The 22,126-nt window shown below is 61.8% G+C and carries 18 protein-coding genes; 10 read left to right on the top strand and 8 right to left on the bottom strand.

Annotated elements, in window-relative coordinates; translation table 11 throughout:
* Positions 1-26 precede the first annotated feature (26 nt).
* From LOY45_RS04580 to LOY45_RS04570, 3 genes are all read left to right on the top strand, one after another.
* Positions 27-368: a cupin domain-containing protein gene (locus tag LOY45_RS04580; RefSeq protein WP_115088618.1), complete on the top strand. Its 342-nt coding sequence runs from the start codon at positions 27-29 to the stop codon at positions 366-368.
* 55 nt (positions 369-423) lie between these two features.
* Positions 424-1,503: a polyamine ABC transporter substrate-binding protein gene (locus LOY45_RS04575; protein ID WP_115088619.1), complete on the top strand. Its 1,080-nt coding sequence runs from the start codon at positions 424-426 to the stop codon at positions 1,501-1,503.
* A 110-nt stretch (positions 1,504-1,613) separates the two neighbouring features.
* The gene (locus LOY45_RS04570) at positions 1,614-1,976 is read left to right on the top strand and encodes a hypothetical protein (RefSeq protein ID WP_258578805.1); all 363 of its coding nucleotides are present in this window, start codon (positions 1,614-1,616) and stop codon (positions 1,974-1,976) included.
* A 130-nt stretch (positions 1,977-2,106) separates the two neighbouring features.
* Here LOY45_RS04570 and LOY45_RS04565 read toward each other — a convergent pair whose 3' ends face one another.
* Entirely contained in the window at positions 2,107-3,690 is a 1,584-nt protein-coding gene (locus LOY45_RS04565; protein WP_010223431.1) for a peptide chain release factor 3, read from the bottom strand.
* A 334-nt stretch (positions 3,691-4,024) separates the two neighbouring features.
* On the opposite strand from LOY45_RS04565, the gene LOY45_RS04560 reads away from it, so the two are divergent.
* Genes LOY45_RS04560 through LOY45_RS04545 form a run of 4 tightly spaced genes read left to right on the top strand, consistent with a single transcriptional unit; the run spans position 4,025 to position 7,461 of the window.
* On the top strand, positions 4,025-4,738 hold the full coding sequence (locus tag LOY45_RS04560; protein ID WP_115088621.1) for an ABC transporter permease: 714 nt from the start codon (positions 4,025-4,027) through the stop codon (positions 4,736-4,738).
* Positions 4,739-4,752: 14 nt separating this feature from the next.
* Positions 4,753-5,661 carry a glycine betaine ABC transporter substrate-binding protein gene (locus LOY45_RS04555; RefSeq protein ID WP_115088622.1) on the top strand — a complete coding sequence of 303 codons (909 nt, stop codon included), beginning with the start codon at positions 4,753-4,755 and terminating at the stop codon, positions 5,659-5,661.
* A gap of 1 nt (position 5,662) precedes the next feature.
* A complete protein-coding gene (locus LOY45_RS04550; protein WP_115088623.1) occupies positions 5,663-6,310 on the top strand; it encodes an ABC transporter permease in 648 nt (215 codons plus the stop codon).
* Positions 6,307-7,461, top strand: coding sequence for an osmoprotectant ABC transporter ATP-binding protein OsmV (locus tag LOY45_RS04545; RefSeq protein ID WP_115088624.1), 1,155 nt, complete (start codon positions 6,307-6,309; stop codon positions 7,459-7,461). The genes LOY45_RS04550 and LOY45_RS04545 overlap by 4 nt, the downstream gene beginning before the upstream one ends.
* A 67-nt stretch (positions 7,462-7,528) precedes the next feature.
* Here the strand turns inward: LOY45_RS04545 and LOY45_RS04540 are convergent, their stop codons facing one another.
* The 3 genes from LOY45_RS04540 to LOY45_RS04530 form a co-directional block, all read right to left on the bottom strand.
* A complete protein-coding gene (locus tag LOY45_RS04540; RefSeq protein ID WP_134064197.1) occupies positions 7,529-9,967 on the bottom strand; it encodes a TonB-dependent siderophore receptor in 2,439 nt (812 codons plus the stop codon).
* Between the two features lie 108 nt (positions 9,968-10,075).
* Positions 10,076-11,050 carry a FecR family protein gene (locus tag LOY45_RS04535; protein ID WP_115088626.1) on the bottom strand — a complete coding sequence of 325 codons (975 nt, stop codon included), beginning with the start codon at positions 11,048-11,050 and terminating at the stop codon, positions 10,076-10,078.
* Between the two features lie 17 nt (positions 11,051-11,067).
* Complete coding sequence (locus LOY45_RS04530; RefSeq protein WP_115088627.1) at positions 11,068-11,556, bottom strand: sigma-70 family RNA polymerase sigma factor; 489 nt, start codon at positions 11,554-11,556, stop codon at positions 11,068-11,070.
* 648 nt (positions 11,557-12,204) lie between these two features.
* On the opposite strand from LOY45_RS04530, the gene LOY45_RS04525 reads away from it, so the two are divergent.
* Positions 12,205-13,368 (top strand): type III PLP-dependent enzyme, encoded by a 1,164-nt coding sequence (locus LOY45_RS04525; protein ID WP_036993923.1) that lies wholly within the window; start codon positions 12,205-12,207, stop codon positions 13,366-13,368.
* A 54-nt stretch (positions 13,369-13,422) separates the two neighbouring features.
* On the opposite strand, the gene LOY45_RS04520 is transcribed toward LOY45_RS04525, so the two are convergent.
* Both LOY45_RS04520 and LOY45_RS04515 read right to left on the bottom strand, forming a co-directional pair.
* The gene (locus LOY45_RS04520; protein WP_115088628.1) at positions 13,423-14,184 is read right to left on the bottom strand and encodes a tetratricopeptide repeat protein; all 762 of its coding nucleotides are present in this window, start codon (positions 14,182-14,184) and stop codon (positions 13,423-13,425) included.
* Between the two features lie 3 nt (positions 14,185-14,187).
* Complete coding sequence (locus tag LOY45_RS04515) at positions 14,188-14,868, bottom strand: Fe2+-dependent dioxygenase (RefSeq protein WP_115088629.1); 681 nt, start codon at positions 14,866-14,868, stop codon at positions 14,188-14,190.
* 216 nt (positions 14,869-15,084) lie between these two features.
* Between LOY45_RS04515 and LOY45_RS04510 the strand changes: the two genes are divergently transcribed.
* Together LOY45_RS04510 and LOY45_RS04505 are read left to right on the top strand one after the other, a co-directional pair.
* Positions 15,085-17,337 (top strand): TonB-dependent receptor, encoded by a 2,253-nt coding sequence (locus LOY45_RS04510; RefSeq protein WP_258578804.1) that lies wholly within the window; start codon positions 15,085-15,087, stop codon positions 17,335-17,337.
* 104 nt (positions 17,338-17,441) lie between these two features.
* Complete coding sequence (locus LOY45_RS04505) at positions 17,442-19,997, top strand: sulfite reductase flavoprotein subunit alpha (protein WP_258578803.1); 2,556 nt, start codon at positions 17,442-17,444, stop codon at positions 19,995-19,997.
* 63 nt (positions 19,998-20,060) lie between these two features.
* Here the strand turns inward: LOY45_RS04505 and LOY45_RS04500 are convergent, their stop codons facing one another.
* The gene (locus LOY45_RS04500; RefSeq protein WP_115088631.1) at positions 20,061-20,852 is read right to left on the bottom strand and encodes an amidohydrolase; all 792 of its coding nucleotides are present in this window, start codon (positions 20,850-20,852) and stop codon (positions 20,061-20,063) included.
* A complete protein-coding gene (locus LOY45_RS04495) occupies positions 20,840-21,988 on the bottom strand; it encodes a pyridoxal phosphate-dependent aminotransferase (RefSeq protein WP_115088632.1) in 1,149 nt (382 codons plus the stop codon). The genes LOY45_RS04500 and LOY45_RS04495 overlap by 13 nt, the downstream gene beginning before the upstream one ends.
* Positions 21,989-22,126 lie beyond the last annotated feature (138 nt).

Genomic DNA, 22,126 nt, shown 5'->3' with positions numbered 1-22,126 from the left:
GATCCCCCTGCACAGGACTCACCGGTATGAGCATTACCCAGTTCAAGAACACCGACAGCGTCACCCTGGACGAATCCAACCCGGTGGCCGTGCCGCTCGGCGAGCCGGTCTCGATCGCCTCGGTGACCTGCGTCGAGCGCAGCGATGGCGTCGAAACCGGCATCTGGGAATGCACCCCGGGACGCTGGCGCCGGCAGATCGTCCAGCAGGAGTTCTGCCACTTCATCAAGGGCCGCTGCACCTTCACCCCTGACGGCGGCGAACCGCTGACCATTGAAGCCGGCGACGCCATCCTGCTGCCGGCCAACAGCACCGGCATCTGGGATATCCAGGAGACCGTGCGCAAGACCTACGTGCTGATTTTCTGATCATTTGATCGCCTGCCTCCTTCGATAAAAAACAGACCAAGCAAGGAATCCAGACATGCGCCCATTGCTCTTCGCACCACTATTGCTGGCCGCCTCCATCGCCCAGGCGGCCGATACGGTGAAAATCTACAACTGGTCCAGCTACATTGCCCCCGACACCCTGAAGAACTTCCAGCAGGCCAGCGGCATCGTGCCGACCTACGACGTGTTCGACAGCAACGAAACCCTCGACGGCAAGCTGATGACCGGCAACTCCGGCTATGACGTGGTGTTCCCGTCCAACCACTTCATGGCCCGGCAGATCCAGGGCAAGGCGCTCAAGCAACTGGACAAAAGCCAGCTGCCCAACTGGAAAAACCTCAACCCGGTGCTGCTCAAGGCCCTGGAGGTCAACGACCCGGGCAACCAGTACGGCTTCCCCTACCTGTGGGGCAGTACCGGGATCGGCTACAACATCGACAAGGTCAAGGCGGTGCTGGGCGACAATGCCCCGGTGGATTCCTGGGACCTGATCTTCAAGCCCGAGTACATCAGCAAGCTGAAAAGCTGCGGCGTGGCGGTGCTCGACAACGGCCCGGAACTGCTGCCCATCGCCCTCAACTACCTGGGTTTGCCGCACCACAGCCAGCAGCCGAAGGATTACGACAAGGCCAAGGAACTGCTGATGAAGGTGCGCCCGTATATCAGCTACTTCCACTCCTCCAAGTACACCGCTGACCTGGCCAACGGCGACATCTGCGTGGTAGTGGGCTTCTCCGGCGACGTGCTGCAGGCCAGGAACCGGGCCGAAGAAGCCAACAACGGCGTGAAGGTCGGCTACTCGATCCCCAAGGAAGGCGCGCCGATGTGGTTCGACATGGTCGCCATGCCGGCCGACGCCCCGGACGAAAAAGCCGGCTACGCCTACATGAACTACCTGCTGCAGCCTGAGGTGATGGCCAACATCAGCAACCATGTGCAATACGCCAACGGCAACCTCAAGGCCGACCCCTTGGTCGACCCCGCGCTCAAGGCCAATACCATGATCTATCCGAGCGACGAGATGCTCGGCAAGCTCTACGCCCTGGAAGCGATGCCGGCGAAGATCGACCGTATCCGCACCCGGATCTGGACCAGCATCAAGGCCGGCAATTGATATAAGTAACACCCCTGTCCTGCTTGCCCGCGGCAATCTCCAGCGATTGCCGCGGGGATCGGCCCCCGGTTGCCTTTTACCACCGGGACCGTTTCATACTGCAACAGGAATTGATCCGCGACGAACATCTGAGCCGCAACTACCAGCAGCAACTGCTGCCCCTGATCAGTGGCCTGGCCGAACGCCTCGACATCTCGTTTGCACCCGCTCCGCTGCCGTCACGCCAGACACAGGTTCTGGCGCCGTACGACCGGGCCATCGCTGCCCGGCTGCCGGGCAATGTGGTCAAAGCGCTCAACCGCTACTACAGCGAACGTGACGAGATTGCCGGGGTCCTGGGTAGCCTGCGGGAGCGGGCCAAGGCGCAGGCTGTTGCTGCCCATGCACCGCTCTGGTTACGCAAGGCATCGGCAACCGATCAAGATCACCGGCACCCGGGACCTCAACCAGGCCCGCCAGGTGTTCTTGAATGACAGCGAAAAACGCGCGCAGATCATGCTGTCCAATGCCGACAGCCTGGCATTGCTGATCTACCGGTTAGGCGCAGAACTGCACCCATGAGGGAGGCAACCCCGCCGCACCGAAGGCGGCGGGGTATGACAATCAGTGATGCTCGCGGGTCGCGCGGAACTTCACATCCGGCCAGCGCTCTTCCATCAGCGCCAGGTTGACCCGGGTCGGAGCCAGGTAGGTCAGGTGACCACCGCCGTCGATGGCCAGGTTTTCCACGGCCTTGTTCTTGAATTCCTCGAGCTTCTTCTTGTCGTCGCAGCTGATCCAGCGCGCCGACCAGACGGTGATGGGCTCGTAGGCACACTCGACCTTGTACTCTTCCTTCAGGCGGCTGGCGACCACATCGAACTGCAGCACACCGACGGCGCCGAGGATGATGTCGTTGCTGCGCTCCGGGAAGAACACCTGGGTCGCGCCCTCTTCAGCCAGTTGCTGCAAGCCCTGGCGCAGTTGCTTGGACTTGAGCGGGTCTTTCAGGCGCACGCGGCGGAACAGTTCCGGAGCGAAGTGCGGAATACCGGTAAAGCCCAGGGCCTCGCCTTCGGTGAAAGTATCGCCGATCTGGATGGTGCCGTGGTTGTGCAGGCCGATGATGTCGCCGGCCCAGGCCTCTTCCAGCTGCTCACGCTCGGAGGAGAAGAAGGTCAACGCATCGCCGATGCGCAGGTCCTTGCCGGTGCGCACGTGGCGCATTTTCATGCCTTTTTCGTAACGGCCCGAGCAGATACGCATGAAGGCGATACGGTCGCGGTGCTTGGGGTCCATGTTCGCCTGGATCTTGAACACGAAACCGCTGAACTTCTCTTCGGTCGGCTCGACGGCGCGCTCGTTGGCCTCGCGCGGCAGCGGACGTGGCGCCCAGTCGACGACGGCATCGAGCACGTGGTCGACACCGAAGTTGCCCAGCGCGGTACCGAAGAACACCGGAGTCAGCTCGCCACGCATGAATTCGCCCTGGTCGAATTCGTGGCAGGCGCCCTGCACCAGTTCCAGCTGCTCGAGGAAGCGCTCGTACTCGTCGCCAAGGTGGGCGCGGGCTTCATCGGAGTCGAGCTTCTCGATGATCTTCACCTCGGTGCGCTCGTGGCCGTGGCCCGGGGTGTAGACGATGATGTAGTCGCCCGCCAGGTGGTACACGCCCTTGAAATCGCGGTAGCAACCGATCGGCCAGGTGATTGGTGCGGCCTTGATCTTCAGGACCGCTTCAATTTCATCGAGCAGTTCGATCGGGTCGCGGATGTCACGGTCAAGTTTGTTGATGAAGCTGACGATCGGCGTATCACGCAGGCGGCAGACGTCCATCAGGGCGATGGTCCGTGGCTCGACCCCTTTACCGCCGTCGAGCACCATCAGCGCCGAGTCGACGGCGGTGAGGGTACGGTAGGTATCTTCCGAGAAGTCTTCGTGGCCCGGGGTGTCGAGCAGGTTGATCATGTGCTCGCGATAGGGGAACTGCATCACCGAGGTGGTGATGGAGATACCACGCTGCTTCTCCATTTCCATCCAGTCGGAGGTGGCATGGCGGTCGGACTTTCGCGATTTCACCGTACCGGCGACGGCAATTGCCTTGCCCATCAGCAGGAGCTTTTCGGTGATGGTGGTCTTACCCGCATCGGGGTGGGAAATAATGGCGAAGGTGCGGCGTTTCGCGACTTCGGCGGCCTGGTTGGTCATGGGAAATCGCCTGGCAGGTGATTCAAAAAAAGGGCGCAGATTATAGCCCAAATTTGCCCCCGAACTGAACCGTTGGGTTAATCAGCGCTGGCCAAATGCCGCTTCAGATGGGAACCTTTACGGCTGTGGAGGCGTCCACTCCCCTGATCCGCAATCGGTCATGACCGTTCGTCAGGGTTGGTTTCACCGGCACTACGAGCCTGACGAGGCTTCGCTTATGGCGTGTTCCGCTCCGTTTTCGGACAACGCGCTGCTTATCGCGATCACACTGCCTGCCGCCTGGAATGGTGGCCGCCACGGGAGTGTGTTCGCCGACAACAAAAGGAGTCCGCCTGTGGCTAAAAGCTATGGCAAGGGGCTGATGGGATGTGCCTTCGTGCTCGTCATCCTGGCCCTGCTGATCCACTGGATCGGCATCGATACGATCGCGCACTACCGCGCCGATCTGTGGTTCTACCTGCAAGCGCACCTGATGCTGGTGTTGCTGTCGATGGTGGCGGCGTTAGCCGTGGGCATACCCGCTGGGATTGCCTTGAGTCGACCGCACCGGGTCGACCGCGCCGAACGCTTCATGCAGTTTTTCAACATTGGCAACACCATCCCCCCTCTGGCCGTTCTGGCCATTGCCCTGAGTTTCCTGGGCATTGGCGCCGGTCCCGCGATCTTCGCGCTGTTCCTCGCCTCCCTCCTGCCGATCGTGCGCAACACCTACGAAGGCCTGAAAAACGTTCCCGCCTCGCTCAAGGAAGCCGCCACCGGCATCGGCATGACCCCGCGCCAGACCCTCTGGCGGGTCGAGCTGCCCAACGCCGTGCCGATCATCGTCGGCGGTGTACGGGTGGCGCTGGCGATCAACGTCGGGACTGCGCCGCTGTCGTTCCTGATTGGCGCCAATAGCCTGGGCAGCCTGATCTTCCCCGGCATTGCCCTGAACAATCAGCCGCAACTGCTGCTTGGCGCGGCCTGTACCGCCCTGCTCGCCCTGCTGCTCGACGCCCTGGTGGCGCAGTCCAGCCGCCGTTGGCTTGAACGCGGCCTGGCCCACTAAGCGAAGGAACTCTCATGAAAAGAATCGCCTTGTTGCTGGGCGCGGCCCTGCTGTTCGCAGGATTTGCCCAGGCCGCCAGCAAACCTGTGATCCGCCTCGGTGCGCGGGTCTTCACCGAGCAGACGGTGCTGGCTGAAATCACCGCCCAGTACCTCAACCAGAACGGCTTCGACGTTCGCATCACCGGCGGGCTGGGCAGCAACCTTGCCCGCAGCGCCCACGAAACCGGCCAGCTGGACATGGTCTGGGAATACACCGGTGTATCGCTGGTGTCCTACAACCATGTCGACGAACGCATGCCCAGCGCCGCAGCCACCTACGCCAGGGTCAAGGAACTGGATGCGAAGAAAGACCTGATCTGGCTGACGCCGTCGAAGTTCAGCAATACCTACGCCCTGGCCCTGCCACGCAAGGTTGCCGAGCAGTACCCGCAGATCAACAGCATCAGCGAACTGAACCAGCTGCTGCGCGACGAGAAGGACCGCCCCCACGTGGTGGCCCTGGACACCGAGTTCGCCAACCGTCCCGATGGCCTGGTGGGCCTGACCGAAACCTACGACCTGCAACTGACCCGCCGCGACATCCGCCAGATGGACGCCGGCCTGGTCTACACCGCGCTGCGCAACGGCCAGGTGTTCAGCGGCCTGGTGTACACCACCGACGGCCGCCTGAGCGCCTTTGACCTCAAGCTGCTGGAAGACGACAAGCACTACTTCCCCGACTACACCGCGGCGCCGGTGGTGCGCAAGGCCGTACTCGACGCCAATCCGCAACTGGCCAGCCTGCTCAAGCCACTGGCCGAACAGCTCGACGACGAGACCATGCGCCAGCTCAACGCCAAGGTCGATGTCGAGCACCAGAGCCCGGGCAAAGTCGCCGCCGAGTACCTGCGCCAGCACCCACCTGCACAGGAGCAGCCATAACATGCTCGATACCTTTACCCACCTCGACTGGGCCCAGGTACTGCACCTGACCTGGCAGCACATCACCCTGGTCGGTATCGCCGTCAGCCTGGCGATTCTGTTCGGCGTTCCGCTGGGCATCCTCATGACCCGCTTCCCGGCGCTCGCAGGCCCGTTACAGGCCAGCGCCACGGTGCTGCTGACCATCCCCTCGATCGCCCTGTTCGGCCTGCTGCTGCCGTTCTACTCCAAGTTCGGCCAGGGCCTGGGGCCGTTGCCGGCGATCACGGCGGTATTTCTCTATTCGCTGTTGCCGATTCTGCGCAACACCTACCTGGCCCTGACCAACGTCGAGCCGGGCATTCGTGAAGCCGCCCGTGGCATCGGCATGACCTTCGGCCAGCGCCTGCGCATGGTCGAGCTACCCATCGCCGTGCCGGTGATCCTCGCTGGCGTACGCACCGCCGTGGTCATGAACATCGGCGTCATGACCATCGCCGCAACCATCGGTGCCGGTGGCCTGGGCGTGCTCATCCTCACCTCCATCAGCCGCAGCGACATGTCGATGCTGCTGGTCGGCGCCGTACTGGTGAGCCTCCTGGCCATCTTCGCCGACCTCATGCTGCAAGCCCTGCAACGCTCCCTGACTCCAAAAGGACTGCGCAAATGATCGAACTCCAGAACCTCAGCAAGACCTTTCACGCCAACGGCAAAGACGTCAAAGCCGTCGACTCCGTCAGCCTGACCGTCAACGAAGGCGAGATCTGCGTGTTCCTCGGCCCGTCCGGCTGCGGCAAGAGCACTACGCTGAAAATGATCAACCGCCTGATCGCGCCCACCTCGGGCAAGGTGCTGATCAATGGCGAAGACACCACCGGCCTGGATGAAGTGACCCTGCGCCGGCGCATCGGCTATGTGATCCAGCAGATCGGCCTGTTCCCCAACATGACCATCGAGGAGAACATCACCGTGGTCCCGCGCCTGCTCGGCTGGGACAAGCAGAAATGCCACGAGCGCGCCCGCGAGCTGATGAGCATGATCAAGCTCGAACCCAAGCAGTACCTGCAACGCTACCCGCGTGAGTTGTCCGGTGGCCAGCAACAGCGCATCGGTGTGATCCGCGCCCTTGCCGCTGATGCGCCATTGCTGCTGATGGACGAGCCGTTCGGTGCGGTCGACCCGATCAACCGCGAGATGATCCAGAACGAATTCTTCGAGATGCAACGGGCGTTGAACAAGACCGTGATCATGGTCAGCCACGACATCGACGAGGCGATCAAGCTGGGTGACAAGATTGCGATTTTCCGCGCCGGCAAGCTGATCCAGATCGACCACCCGGACACCCTGCTGGCCCATCCTGCGGACGACTTTGTCAGCAACTTCGTTGGCCAGGACAGCACCCTCAAGCGCCTGTTGCTGGTGCGTGCCGAAGACGCCGCCGACAACGCGCCGTCGGTAAGCCCGGAAACACCGGTGGCCGATGCCCTGGAGCTGATGGACGAACATGACCGTCGCTACCTGGTAGTCACCGACGGGCAGAACAAGGCCATGGGCTATGTGCGCCGCCGCGACCTGCATCGCCAGCAAGGCAGCTGCACCGATTTTCTGCGCACCTTCAACGCCACCGCGTCGCACGATGAGCACCTGCGCATCCTGCTGTCACGGATGTACGAGTTCAATCGCTCGTGGTTGCCGGTGCTGGATGCCGAGCAGGTGTTCCTCGGCGAGGTGACCCAGGAATCGATCGCCGCCTACCTGAGTTCGGGGCGTTCGCGTGGGGGCAAGACCTGCATTGTCTCGCCGGCACAAGCGCTGGCCTGACGCTGAAACGCATCGCGGGGCAAGCCCGCTCCTACATGTGGGAGCGGGCTTGCCCCGCGATCAGGCCTCAGAAGCCTACACTGGCCTGCACATAGAAGGTGCGCGGCTCACCCAGGTAGATCCCCGAGTTGTTGTCGCTGGAGCGGGTGTAGTACTGCTTGTCGAAGATGTTCTTCACCCCGGCCGCGAGCTTGAGGTTCGACAGTTCCTTGCCAAAGTCATAGCCGCCGCGCGCGGCCCAGGTCACGTAGCCCGGAATGTCGCCGTACTGGCCATCGGCACTCGGCTCGGTGATGTAGTTGCCGTTGAAGCTGCCGTCGGCATTCATGCCGGTCCCCGGTGCGCGCTGTTTCGATTGGGCGTAGGCATCCAGGTTCCAGGTCCAGCGATTGATCTCATAGCGCAGCCCGGCATTGACGATTTGCCGCGAATAAAACGGCAGGTCACGGCCCTTGAAGCCGGGGATCTCGCCTTCATAGGTGGCACGGGTGTAGGTGAAGCCAGCATTGGCACTCAGGCCCTGCAGACGCGGATCAAGGCCCGACAGGTCGTAGTGCATCGAGGCTTCGATGCCCTGGTGCTTGGTCGCCCCGAGGTTGGTCCAGCCGATGTCGTTGCTGATGTACTGCAGCTCGTCATCGAAGTCGATGTAGAACGCGGTCAGCTCACCACCCCAGGTACCGTTGTTGTAGCGGGTCCCCACTTCATAGGTCTTGGCTTTCTCGGCCTGCAGGCCGTTGGCGGTCTGGTCGCCGCTGCCACCCTGGCCGAGCTGGAAGTACTGCAGGCTGCCGAACGAGGTCTCGTAGTTGGCGAACAGCTTCCACTCATCAGACAGGTGATACATCACGCTCAGCGCCGGCAGCGGCTCGTTGCTGGTCACGCTGCGGTTCTTTTCCTGCACGGGCACGCCGTTGGTACCGCGCACCGGGCGCTCGTGCCAGTCGGTGTTGATGTGCTCGAAGCGGATACCCGGGGTGATGGTCCAGTTGCCGACATCGATCTTGTCATCGATGTAGTAAGCGCTGGCTTCGGTACCGCCGGTACGGTCCTGGAACACATGGCCGTCGGAGGTCGGGGTCACGGTCGGCACGTTGTTGATCAGCGCCAGGCGGGTCGACTGCTCGTGCATCGCTTCTTTCAGGTAGCGATAACCGACGCTGACTTCCTGAGTGGTCGGGCCGGCGAAGAAGATCCGTGAAACCCGTGGCTCGATGGCGAAGGTGTGGTAGCTGCGCGGGTACGACGACAGGGTCTTCTGGTCGCGGGCAGCGATGCTGCTGCCACGGAAACTGTCGGTGTAGTAGGTCTGCACTTCGAACTGGGTGACGTCGTCGATCTGGCGCAGGTACTTGAAGGATACGTCCTTGCGTCGGCCGCTGAACGTATCGTAATCGCGGTCGGACTGGTACGGGTCGTCGTCGAACTGGGCCTGGGTCAGGCCGCCGGGCATGTCGGCCTTGGCGTCGTAGTAATGAAAATTGAGCCAGAACTCGTCGCTGTCGGTGACCGCCCAATGGGTCTTGAGCAACACGTCATCGATATCGTTATCGTTGTTGCTGCTGCGATAGCCATTGCCATTGACCCCGGAGTACAGCAGCGCCGCGCCCAGGCCGTTATCGGCAGTGCCGCCGAGAAAAGCCGACTCGATGTGCTTCCAGCCGCCATGGCGGGAGGTTTCCATCGTGGTCGACAGCTCACCGGTGGCCTTTTCCGGGATCGCCCGGGTGACGAAGTTGATCACCCCGCCGACGTTCTGCGGACCATAGCGCACGGAACCTGCGCCACGCACCACGTCGATGCTGTCGAGGTTGCCAGAGGAGATCGGCGCCATCGACAGTTGGGGCTGGCCGTAAGGCGCGAAGGCTGCCGGGATGCCGTCGATCAACACCGTGGAGCGTGGCGACAACCGCGAGGTCAGGCCACGCACGCCGACGTTCAAGGCGATGTCGCTGCCGCCGGTGCCGTTGGAGTCCTGCACCTGGACCCCCGGCACACCGCGCAGCACGTCGCGTACGTTCAATGCGCCCTGCTCGATCATCGCTTCGCGGCGCACCACGGTACGTGCGCCGGGATGGTTATGGACCACGGTTTCTTCGGCGCTGCCAAGCCAGTCACCGACGACCTTGACGTCGGTGGGTGCCAGCTCCAGGCTGCCGGTAGTCAAGGTCCCGGCAGTCTGCGCCGGGTGCAGGACGACGGTGCCCTGGGAAATTTCGTAGATCAGGCCGCTGCCCTCAAGCAACGCCCGCAGCGCCTCTTCCGGTTGCAGGTTGCCGGAGACCGCTGGCGCCTGCTTGCCCGCCACCAGCTCGGGGCTGAAGAACAGTTGCAGCGAAGTCTGCTGGCCCAGCTGGCTCAACGCCGAAGCCAGCGGCTGGGCCTGGATCTGGATGCTGGCAGGCGCCGGGGCGGCATGGCCGCTGGCGATACCGCCGCTGACAGCCAGTGCCAGGGCCAGGGGCAACCAGCGGGAAGAACGCGGGGAAACGTTGTTGTTGTTCACGTCGTCGAGAGGTCCTGAGGGTCCGTACAGATGTCAATGCCGTGCAAATGGAAATGCTTGGCAGTTGCAGTTGGGCAGGAAGACGAACAACTGAAAAAAAACCTGAATTTATTTTGCGATTATTTCGCTGGAGCCGTCGGCATGGGCCTTGATGGTCACCGGCAGGATGCTCGGCAACGCCCGCAGCAAGGCGTCGGTATCGTCGGCATTGAAGGTGCTGCTCAAGCGCAGCGCGGCGACTTTGCCGGGGGCAACACGCAGGGGCAGCTCACGGTAGCGCGAAACGTCCTTGACCACTTCGCTGAGGGGTACATCGTTGAACACCAGCTTGCCCTTGCGCCAGGCGGTCACTGCTGCGGCGTCCACCGCGTAGGGCGCCGCCACCTGGCCGCGGGCATCGATATGCGAACCGAACCCGGCGGTCAGCAGAGCCCTGGAGGCATCACGGCCTTCAACCCGCACCGAGCCGTTTTCGACCGCCACGCGGGTTTGTTCCGGGTCCTGGCGAACATCGAAGCGAGTACCGGTGACCGTCACCGTGCCATGCCCGGTGCTGACCATGAAAGGCCGCCCGCTGTCGTGGGCGACGCTGAACATCACCTCGCCCTCACGCAATTCGATACGCCGCTGACCGGCGCTGAACTGTACGACCAGTTGCGTTCGACCGTTGACTTCAAGCTGTGAGCCATCCGGCAAGTCGAGCTGACGACGTTCGCCCAGGGCCGTCTGCACCTGGTCCTGATAATTGAGCTGGTGCTGCTGCCAGCCAAACCAGCCCAAACCCAGCGCCAGGCTCGCAACACCGGCCGCCAATGCCTGACTGATGAAGCGCCGACGCGGCAACTGGCTGACCGGATCGGCCTGGCACAGGGCCTCAAGACGCGCACGCGGCACGTGCCCGGCAGCGTCCCAGAGCGTGCCGAGCAGATCGAATTCGTATTGGTGCTGCGGGTGCTCGGCCAGCCAGCGCTGCAGCTCACCCTGTTGCGCCAGCGCCAGGGCGCCATCACGGCTGCGGGCAAACCATTGGGCCGCCTGCTCGCGCACGGTTTCGCTGCCGCAAGGGCACGCGTGCTGATTCATGAAAACATTCGCCTGACTCATCTCGTCGACACATCCAGGTGCTCACGCAGATGCCGGAGCGTGCGGATCATATACTTTTCGACCATGTTCTTGGTCAAGCCCATGCGCTCGGCGATCTCGGCCTGGGTCAGGCCTTCGAGCTTCTGCCAGATGAACACCCGCCGGCAGTTGAGGGGCAACTCGGCCAGGGCACGCTCGACGCTGTCGGCCAGTTCCACGGCATTCATGTAGGCCTCCGGATCGCCGCTGGCATCACTGCCGAGCTCGAAAGCATCCTGCTCCAGGGCCTGGCGACGGTCTTCGCGACGGTAGCCGTCCACGGCAATGTTGCGCGCAGTCTGGTGCAGATAAGCCCGCGGTTGCTCGACCCCGGCCTGGTCGCTTTCCAGTACCCGCACAAATGCATCATGCGCCAGGTCTTCGGCCTGCTGACGACTGCGCAGTTTGCGCGTCCAGGTACCGATCAGCTCATGGTAGTGGTCGAGAAAGCCTTTGTGTCGCGACACGATGCACCGGTCTTCACAGGCGAGTAGGAATGGCGCGAATAGTAATGTTTCTTATTAAGACCGGCAATCGAAGATCACCGCGGCCGACGAAGCGCCGGACAGGAAAAAAATCCGCGAAAAAGTGTGTAGCCGACCGGCTGTCAGGGCGGAAAAAAATATGAACGGCCGCCGATTAATCGCACGCTGCGCTTGAGCGTCGCTGCGCCCCCAAATGACCGATATTTACCGCACTTTCGCCACCAACTTCGACTATTGCATCCATTTGCGTGTTCTACGGTAGATCCCGGCGTATACCGGTATTTTTAACGCTTTTGCCATCAAATTGAACATCTACTGTTTACCTGGGTCGGTAACAAAGTGGCTGGCCGCCCCGGGGCGACGGACGTGTGCAAAAACGCGACATTTTTTGTTGATCTCGAGCCCCTCAGGTCCTAAAGTTCGCGCCGAACGTCCATGCTGGAAACGATCCATCCGGCTCAAGTACTGACGACGAGACAGCAAGGTCACCCGTAGCTCGCTTTATCACGCACGGTTGACCTTTTTGCTTTCGGCGACATGCCTTGGGAAGTAGGCGAACCAAAGTGGGGATACGGAGGACGTTCAGTTGCAGCCACTTATTTTTTCAGTTTGCCCATGGAGTCCCTAAGCATGTCGATTCAGGTCGAAGACTACTTCGCGCGCGATACCTTCCAGAAAATGAAGGCCTTCGCCGACAAGCAAGAAACCCCGTTCGTGCTCATCGACACCCAGATGATCAGCCAGGCCTATGATGACCTGCGCGCCGGTTTCGAATTCGCCAAGGTCTACTACGCGGTCAAGGCCAACCCGGCCGTGGAGATCATCGACCTGCTCAAGGAAAAGGGCTCGAGCTTCGACATCGCCTCGATCTACGAGCTGGACAAAGTGATGGGCCGCGGTGTCAGCGCCGATCGCATCAGCTACGGCAACACCATCAAGAAATCCAAGGACATTCGCTACTTCTACGAGAAGGGCGTGCGCCTGTACGCCACCGACTCCGAAGCCGACCTGCGCAACATCGCCAAGGCCGCGCCGGGTTCGAAAGTCTATGTGCGCATCCTCACTGAAGGCTCGACCACCGCCGACTGGCCACTGTCGCGCAAGTTCGGCTGCCAGACCGACATGGCCATGGACCTGCTGATCCTCGCCCGCGACCTGGGCCTGGTGCCTTACGGCGTGTCGTTCCACGTTGGCTCGCAACAGCGCGACATCAGCGTCTGGGACGCGGCGATTGCCAAGGTTAAGGTGATCTTCGAGCGCCTGAAAGAAGAAGACGGCATCGAACTCAAGCTGATCAACATGGGTGGCGGCTTCCCGGCCAACTACATCACCCGTACCAACAGCCTGGAAACCTATGCCGAAGAGATCATCCGCTTCCTCAAGGAAGACTTCGGTGACGACCTGCCGGAAATCATCCTCGAGCCAGGCCGTTCGCTGATCGCCAACGCCGGCATCCTGGTCAGTGAAGTGGTGCTGGTGGCGCGTAAATCGCGTACCGCCGTCGAGCGCTGGGTATACACCGACGTGGGCAAGTTCTCCGGCCTGATCGAAACCATGGACGAGTCCATCAAGTTCCCGATCTGGACCGAGAAGAAAGGCGAGATGGAAGAAGTGGTGATCGCAGGCCCCACCTGCGACAGCGCCGACATCATGTATGAGCACTACAAGTACGGCCTGCCGCTGAACCTGGCGATCGGCGACCGCCTGTACTGGCTGTCGACCGGTGCCTACACCACCAGCTACAGCGCGGTGGAATTCAACGGCTTCCCGCCGTTGAAAGCCTACTACCTGTAACGCCTGAACGAGGGCGGCGGCAAGCGTCGCCCTCCAAGGGGAAACCCGCAGTCATCAAGCATGCACTCCGTCCAGTTGTGCCAGGCGCTGTGCATACGGCTGCGCCATTGCCCGCAGGCGCGGCTGCATTGCCTGCTCAAGGCTCGGCACACTGGCCCGCAAGAAGTTGGCATTGCCCGCCAGCAACGCCTGTTCCAGCCAGTACAGCGCACCGTCGATATCGCCGGCTTCAGCCAGCACGCCCGCGTAGCTGAACTGCCCGCGAAAATCCCCGGCTTGCGCAGAGCGCTGATACCACTGGTTCGCCAGTACGTGATCGACACGACAGACGAGCCCCTGCTCCAGGTATCGCCCCAACAGGTTCATCGACTTGGCATGCCCCGCGTCGCTAGCCTGCAGATACAGCGCGAATGCGCCTTCATGGTCCTGCACTACGCCACGCCCGGTAGCCAGCAAGTTGGCCAGGTTGTACATCCCCCAGTCCAACCCGGCCTGCGCAGCCTGACGATAATGTTGCGCGGCCCTGACGACATCAGCATCGCCACCCCAGCCATGCTCCAGGCAACGCCCGAGCATGTTGTGCGCCATGGCGCTGCCACGGTTGGCGGCGATGGCAAACCAGCGCCGGGCCAGGGCCGGGTCTTTCTCGATGCCACGCCCGTCGAGAAGGATCTGCCCGAGCAGCAACTGCGCCTCGACGATGTCCTGCCCTGCGGCGGCCAGCAATGCCTGGGCAGCTTTGCCCGGGCTGTGTTCGAGCATCTGGGCGAACTGTTCGCTGTCCAGTTCCTGGCGGTTGCGCAAAGCGAAGGTCATGGCTCAGACCTCGATCCAGCGGCGCAACAGGTTGTGGTAGGTGCCGGTCAGCTGGATCAGTGCCGGGTGATCGGGTACATCGGCGCCCAGTTGCTGGATGGCGTTATCCATCTCGAACAGCAACGCGCGCTGACTGTCCTCGCGCACCAGGCTCTGGGTCCAGAAGAATGCGGCATAGCGCGCGCCACGGGTCACCGGGTTGACCTTGTGCAGGCTGGTTCCCGGGTACAGCACCAGATCCCCCGCCGCCAGTTTCACCTGTTGCACGCCGTAGGTGTCCTGGATCACCAGTTCACCGCCGTCGTAGTCCTCGGGGTTGCTCAGGAACAGCGTCGACGACAGGTCGGTACGCACTCGCTCCTGGCTGCCGCGGGGCTGGCGCAGGGCGTTGTCGATATGGAAGCCGAAATTGCCACCCTCTCGGTAACAGTTGATCAGCGGTGGAAAGACTTTGTGCGGCAAGGCCGCCGACATGAACTGCGGGTGCTGCCACAGACGTTCGATCAAGGCCGTGCCAATCTCCTTGGCCAGCGGATGGCCTTCCGGCAACTGCAAGTTGTGCTTGGCCTTGGCCGACTGGTAACCCGCGGTGATCTTGCCGTCGGCCCATTCGGTTTGCTCCAGCGCCTCACGAATGCGCTGAACCTCCTCGGTGGAAAACAGGCCGGTAATAGGTAGCAGCATGGCTCGGGCACCTGAAGGTGAAAGGATGCCAATGGTATTGATTCCCATTGGCTCTCTACAAGCCCTTTCGGCGGGTGGGACGTTTCAGCAGGAAAAAACCGCCAGTTACAAAATGTAAAGATTGTAAATTCAGCACAAATAGCAATTCTTCTCAATTGTTACTCATATTTGTTTACATTATATTTCGCGGCCTAAAATCTGGGGAAGGGGACCACCATGCCGCGTCACTACGTGCCAACCGCTGTCAGTTCACCACGTTTGCTTGCCTCCGCCATCGGTGTAGCGATTACCGCTACTTCTGCTTCGCAGATGGCTCACGCGGCAGATCCCGTCCCGGCCAGCGAGAACGTTGTTTCTCTGGACGCGACCAGTATTGAGGGTGTCCAGGATGAAACCAGCTACAAGACCGACACCGCGACTTCAAAAAAGTACACGGCCCCACTGCGTGAAACCCCCAAGAGCGTGACGGTCATCCCCCAACAGGTTATCCGCGACACTGGCGCCACCAGCTTGGTAGATGCCTTGCGTACCACCCCTGGCATTACCTTCGGCGCCGGTGAAGGCGGTAATCCGGCAGGTGACCGTCCGATCATTCGCGGCTTCAATGCCGAAAGTGACGTTTTCGTCGATGGCATGCGCGACGTTGCTTCGCAGAGCCGGGAGATTTTTAACGTCGAATCGGTAGAAGTAAGCAAAGGTCCAGGCTCAGCCTTTACCGGAGCAGGCTCCACAGGTGGTAGCCTCAACCTGGTGAGCAAAACCGCCCGGTTGGGTGACGCTTACAATGGTGGTTTCACTTGGGGTTCTGACCAGACCAAGCGCACAACCCTGGACCTGAACAAGCAACTGACCGACACATCGGCGTTCCGCCTGAACCTGATGAAACATGAAGCCAACGTCGCCGGCCGCGACGATGTTGATGTCAGCCGTTGGGGCGTGGCGCCTTCCTTTGCCTTTGGCCTGGGCACCGATACCCGCGTAACGGTTGGCTACTACCACCTGAACACCGATGACATGCCTGACTACGGCATTCCGCTGACTCGCAGCGCGGACCGTAGCAAATACAATGTCGACAACCCCGCACATGTTGACCGTGACAACTTCTACGGCTTGAACGGACGCGACTACCGCAAGACCACCAACGACAGTGGCACCATCAGAATCGAACACGACCTGAACGATAACCTGACCCTGTCCAACAGTTTCCGTATGTCGCGCTCCACGCTGGATTACATCGTTACCAACCCTGACGACAGCAAGGGCAACGTCGCCAATGGCCAGGTCTATCGTTCGACCAAAAACCGCAACTCGACCACCAAAGGCTGGGTCAACCAGACCGACCTGAGTGCCAGGTTCAACACCGGTTTCATCGAGCACAGCCTGGTGACCGGCCTTGAGTTTACCTACGCCGATACCCACAACCGTGGCTATGTCGTGACTTCGGATGCCGGCACCGGCACTACCTGCAACCCTGCCCTGCTGGCCTCCGGTGACTGCACCAGCCTCTACGACCCGTCACCGGACGACAACTGGTCGGGTTCGATCACCGACAGCCCGGCATTTACCGACACCGATACCAAAACCAGTGCGGCTTACGTGTTTGATACGCTGACGCTCAACGATCAGTGGTCGGTTAACCTGGGCCTGCGTTATGACGACTACCAGACCAAATCCAGCGGCTACAGTACCGGCGGACGCGCCAGCCCGGCGGGCAGCTTCTCGCGCGAGAACAATGCCCACCTGTGGAACTATCAGTTGGGTGTTGTCTACAAGCCGGCAGCAAACGGCAGTATCTATGCGGCCTGGTCGACATCCAGCAACCCGACGGGTGAAACCAGCGGCAACGGCGGACTGGAACTTGCGCTCAACAACGCCGACCTCGAGCCGGAGCGCAATCGAAATTACGAGTTGGGTACCAAATGGGACTTCTTCGACGAAAACTTGTCGTTGACCGCAGCATTGTTCCGTACTGACAAAACCAACGCGCGGGTCACCGACCCGGACAACGCGACTTACCAGGTGCTCGATGGCGAGCAGCGCGTCCAGGGTCTGGAACTGACGTACTCCGGTAACTTGACCCGCAAGTGGAAGGTCTACGGCGGCTACACCTACATGGAGAGCGAGATCGTCAAGACCACCACCGCGGCCAACAAAGGCAACCATATGCCAAGCACGCCGCGGAACAACTTCACCTTCTGGTCGACCTACGATGTTGTGCCACAACTGACCGTTGGTGCTGGCGCGACCTTTGTCGATTCACGCTTCGGCGATGAAGCCAACTCGGTCGAGGTGCCTTCGTACTGGCGGTACGACGCAATGGCGACCTACCGTCTGACGAAGAATGTGGATCTGCAGCTCAACCTGCAAAACCTGACGGACAAACGCTACTTCGATCAGGTGTTCCAAACTCATTACGCACACGTCGCTCCCGGACGTACCGCTCTGATGAGCGCGAACTTCCACTTCTGATTCGTGCGAGCAGCAAGCCCCGTTCATTTAGGTGACCGGGGCTTTTGTGTATCAAGGCATAATGTGCGTCGCATTCGCATTTGCGGCACGACAAGGTGATTGATGTGGTGAAGAAATCCCTGTTTCAACTGCACTGGTTCTTCGGTATCACCGCAGGTCTGGTGCTGGCCCTGATGGGTATTACCGGCGCCATCTGGTCATTCCAGGATGAACTGCTGGAGCTGTTCAATCCCCAGGTGCTCACCGTCGAGGTGCGCCAGGAAGGCGTGCTGCCGATGCCTGAGCTGGTGCGCAGGATCGAGGCCGAACAAGGCGACAAGGTTGCCATGCTCTGGGTCCAGCCCCGCAGTGACAGGGCCGCGCGGGTTTTCTTCACCCCTCCTCCTGGCGAGCGTCGCGGTTTGTTGCGCTATGCCGACCCGTACACCGGTAAGCTGCAGGGCGAGGTAGCCGGTCAGGGCTTTTTCGACCTGATGCTGCAGTTGCACCGCTTCCTGGCCATGGGTGATAGCGGCCGGCAGATCACCGGTGCCTGTACCCTGATGCTGATTTTCTTCTGTCTCTCCGGCCTGTACCTGCGTTGGCCACGCAAAGCGCTGAACTGGCGGACCTGGCTGACCCTGGACTGGGCGAAAAAGGGCCGCGCCTTCAACTGGGACCTGCACGCTGTGGCCGGCACCTGGTGCCTGTTGTTCTACCTGCTGTTTGCCCTCACCGGCCTGTTCTGGAGCTACGAGTGGTACCGTGAAGGCTTGAACAAACTGCTCGCCGATGGCCCTGCCGCCGGCCAGCAACACAAGCGTGGCGAGGGCCGCGGCGGCCGCCCGGGTGGTGCGCCAGGTAAAGACGTCAAGCCGCTGGTGGTCGACTACGAGGCCATCTGGAGCAACCTGCAAGCAGCTGCCGGCCCTAGCATGAGCAGCTACAACCTCCGCCTGCCGCCAGTTGGCGGGCAACCGGCAATGATCTTCTATTTGCTTGAAGGCGCCGAACACGAACGCGCGCTCAACACCCTGAGCATCGACCCGGCCAACGGCCAGGTAAAGAACAACGAGCGCTATGCCGACAAGTCGTTCAAGGCGCAACTGCTGGCCAGCGTCTATGCCCTGCACGTGGGCAGCTACTTCGGCCTGACCGGGCGAATTGTGGTGACCATCGCCAGCCTGACCATGCCGCTGTTCTTCGTCACCGGCTGGCTGCTGTACCTCGATCGGCGGCGCAAGAAACGTCAGGTGCGTGAAGCACGGGGCAATCTGGTGCCATCGAACGGGCAAGACGGCGGCTGGCTGGTGGGTTTTGCCAGCCAGAGCGGCTTTGCCGAGCAACTCGCCTGGCAGAGTGCCGGGCAACTGCAGGCCGCAGGTTTGCCGGTACAGGTACGGCCGCTGGCCGAGCTTACCGAGCAGGACCTTAACCAGGCCCGCCAGGCGCTGTTCGTGGTCAGTACCTTTGGTGACGGTGAAGCCCCCGACAGCGCGCGTGGCTTCGAACGCAAGGTACTTGGCCAACCTTGGGCCCTGGGCAACTTGAACTATGCCCTGCTGGCCTTGGGTGACCGCCAGTACCCGCACTTCTGCGGCTTTTCCCGGCGCTTGCAGGCCTGGCTAGGCGAGCGCGGGGCGACGACGGCGTTCGCCCCGGTTGAAGTCGACAGCGCCGATCCAAAGGCCCTGCAACACTGGCAACAACAGCTGGCACAGCTGACCGGCAGTACGCCGCCCGCCGCCTGGCAGGCACCCGAGTTCGCTAACTGGACGTTGGTCAGTCGCCAACTGATGAACCCGGGTAGCCAGGGCTCGGCAGTCTATCTGCTTGGCCTCACGCCTGAGCGACCCGCGCAATGGGAGGCCGGTGACCTGGTGGAGATCCTGCCGCGCAACAGCGCCCGGAGCCTTGAGCAGTTCCTCAAGGGCCTGGGGCTTGAAGGCGAAACAGCCGTGCAGGTCGAAGGCCTGCAAGAGAGCCTGCTGCAAGCCCTGGCCAGCCGCCAGTTGCCGAAAAGCCGCGAGCACCTGGTCGGCCTGCACGCCCAGGCCCTGGTCGATGCGCTGATCCCGCTGGCCGCTCGGGAATATTCGATTGCCTCGATCGCCAGCGATGGCGTGCTGGAGCTGATCGTGCGTCAGGAGCGCCATGCCGATGGCAGCCTCGGCCTTGGCTCGGGGTGGCTGACCGAGCATCTGCCTGTGGAAAACAGCGTCAGCCTGCGTTTGCGTCGTAACAGTGGTTTCCACCTGCCGGCGCCGGCAACGCCGATGCTCCTGATCGGCAACGGTACCGGGCTTGCCGGGTTGCGCAGCCTGCTCAAGGGCCGCATCGTGGCCGGCGAACAGCGTAACTGGCTGCTGTTTGGCGAGCGTAACCAGGCTTACGACTTCCTGTGTGGGGATGAACTGCAGGGCTGGCAGCGCAGCGGTGATCTGGCGCGGCTGGACCTGGCCTTCTCTCGCGATCAGAGCCACAAGGTCTATGTGCAGGACCGTTTGCGCGAACAGGCAACCGAGCTGCGGCGCTGGCTGGATCAGGGCGCATCGATCTACATCTGCGGCAGTTTGCAGGGCATGGCCAGTGGCGTCGATGAGGTGCTGAACGAGGTGCTGGGGGCTGCCGAGGTTGAACGGCTGATCGAGCTGGGGCGCTATCGGCGGGATGTGTACTAGCCTTCAGGACCTCATCGCGGGTCAAGCCCGCTCCCACCGCGGGGAGCGGGCTTGCGATGGCGGTCAATGCAGATCGAACGTGTCGGCATCCAGATTAGCCGGAAACCGCGTGCGATAGGCCGCCAGGTCTGCCGCACTCAGTACGACGGTAAACACCCCGTCCGCCTCGCCTGCGCTCAGCAGGCTCTCCCCCTGGAAGTCCAGCACCTGGCTGTCACCGGTATAGGCAAAGCCCTTGCCGTCTGTACCCACGCGGTTCACCGCCGCCACATAACACAGGTTCTCGATACCCCGCGCCGGCAACAGGCGGTTCCAGTGCTGGCGACGGGCTGCTGGCCAGTTGGCGGTGTACAGCAGCAAATCGGTGTCCTGGGCATCGCGACTCCATACCGGGAAACGCAGGTCGTAGCAGATCAACGGCCTTACCCGCCAGCCCTTGAGCTCGAACTGCACCTGGCGCTCGCCCGGCGTGTAGTGCTTGTGCTCACCGGCCATGCGAAACAGGTGGCGCTTGTCGTAGAACAGGATCTCGCCATCGGGCCGTGCCCACAGCAGGCGGTTGCGGTGGCTGCCGTCGGCGGCCTGGATGATCACGCTGCCGGTGACCACGGCATCGAGCTTCTTGGCCTGGCTCTTGAGCCACTTGTAGGTCGGTCCGTTCTCGGGCTCGGCCAGGCTTTCGGAGTCCATGGAAAAGCCGGTGGTGAACATCTCCGGGAGGATGATCAGGTCAGCGCCGCGGGCCTGCTCCAGCAGGGTTTCGAAATGCTCATAGTTGGCCAGGCGGTCCTGCCAGACCAGGCTGGTCTGCACCAACGCGATGTTCAGGTTGGGCAGGCTACTCAGATCGCGCATAGTTTTTCCGCTGCCTGACGCAGCGTCTCCTCGCGTTTGGCAAAGCACAGGCGCACCAGGCGCTGCTCGGGGATGGGTTGCTGGTAGAACACCGACACCGGAATGGTCGCCACGCCGTGTTCACGGGTCAGCCACAGCGACATGTCAACGTCGTTCAAGTCCGGGCGAATCTGCGAATAATCCACCAACTGGAAATAAGTCCCCGGCGTGGGTTTGAACTGAAAGCGCGAAGACGTCAGCAATTCGCAAAACAGGTCGCGCTTGGCCTGGTAGAAGGCCGGCAGCTCTTCGACATGCTCGGGGTGCGCCGCCATGAAATCAGCCAGCGCCCATTGCAGCGGCGTCACGCCGCAGAAGTTGACGTACTGGTGGACCTTGCGCAGCTCGGCACTGAGGGCCGGTGGCGCCACCACATAACCGGTTTTCCAGCCGGTGACGTGGTAGGTCTTGCCAAACGAGCTGACCACGAAGGCGCGCGGGTACAGCGCTTCATGGGCCAGCACGCTGGCGTGCTGCACGCCGTCGAACACCAGGTGCTCGTAGACTTCGTCGCTGATCAGATAGATATCACGCTCGGCGATCAGCAGCGCCAGCTTGTCCAGGTCATCGCGGCTGATCAACGCGCCGCTGGGGTTGTGCGGCGAGTTGAGGATGATCATCCGTGTGCGCGGGCTGAGGGCGTCGGTGAGCTTCTGCCAGTCGATGGCAAACTCGCCGTCAGTGAGCTGGACATGCACGCAGCGCCCGCCCGCCAGTTCCACCGAAGGCTCGTAGCTGTCGTAACTGGGGTCGAAGACGATGACCTCATCGCCCGTACGGATTACCGCATGGATAGCACAGAAGATCGCTTCGGTGGCACCGGGGGTAATGGTGACTTCATGCTCGGCATCGACGCTGACGCCATAGCTGCGGGCGATCTTGTTCGCCACCTGTTGGCGCAAGGCAGGCAAGCCGGTCATCGGGCTGTACTGGTTATGTCCGGCACTGACATGCCGGCCGACCGCATCGAGCAGTGCTTGCGGGCCGTTGAAATCGGGGAAACCCTGGGACAGGTTCAAGGCGCCGGTTTGCGCGGCGAGCTGGGACATGGTGGTAAAGATGGTCGTGCCGACGTTCGGCAACTTGCTACTGATCATGGAGCCCTCTTTCCTGCATCACTATCCGGCTCGAGGCGGCGCGGTCTGAGACCGAGCATAGCGGATTGATCGGTCAGGAAAAAGGTTGTAACAGTCGCAGGCCAATCGCGGGTCAAGCCCGCTCCCACAGAGTAGGAG

The sequence above is a fragment of the Pseudomonas wadenswilerensis genome (genome assembly GCF_024749185.1).
In the GTDB taxonomy this organism is placed as follows: domain Bacteria; phylum Pseudomonadota; class Gammaproteobacteria; order Pseudomonadales; family Pseudomonadaceae; genus Aquipseudomonas; species Aquipseudomonas wadenswilerensis.
The sequence above is the reverse complement of the archived record's forward strand: the minus strand, read 5'-3'. Positions and strand labels throughout refer to the sequence as shown.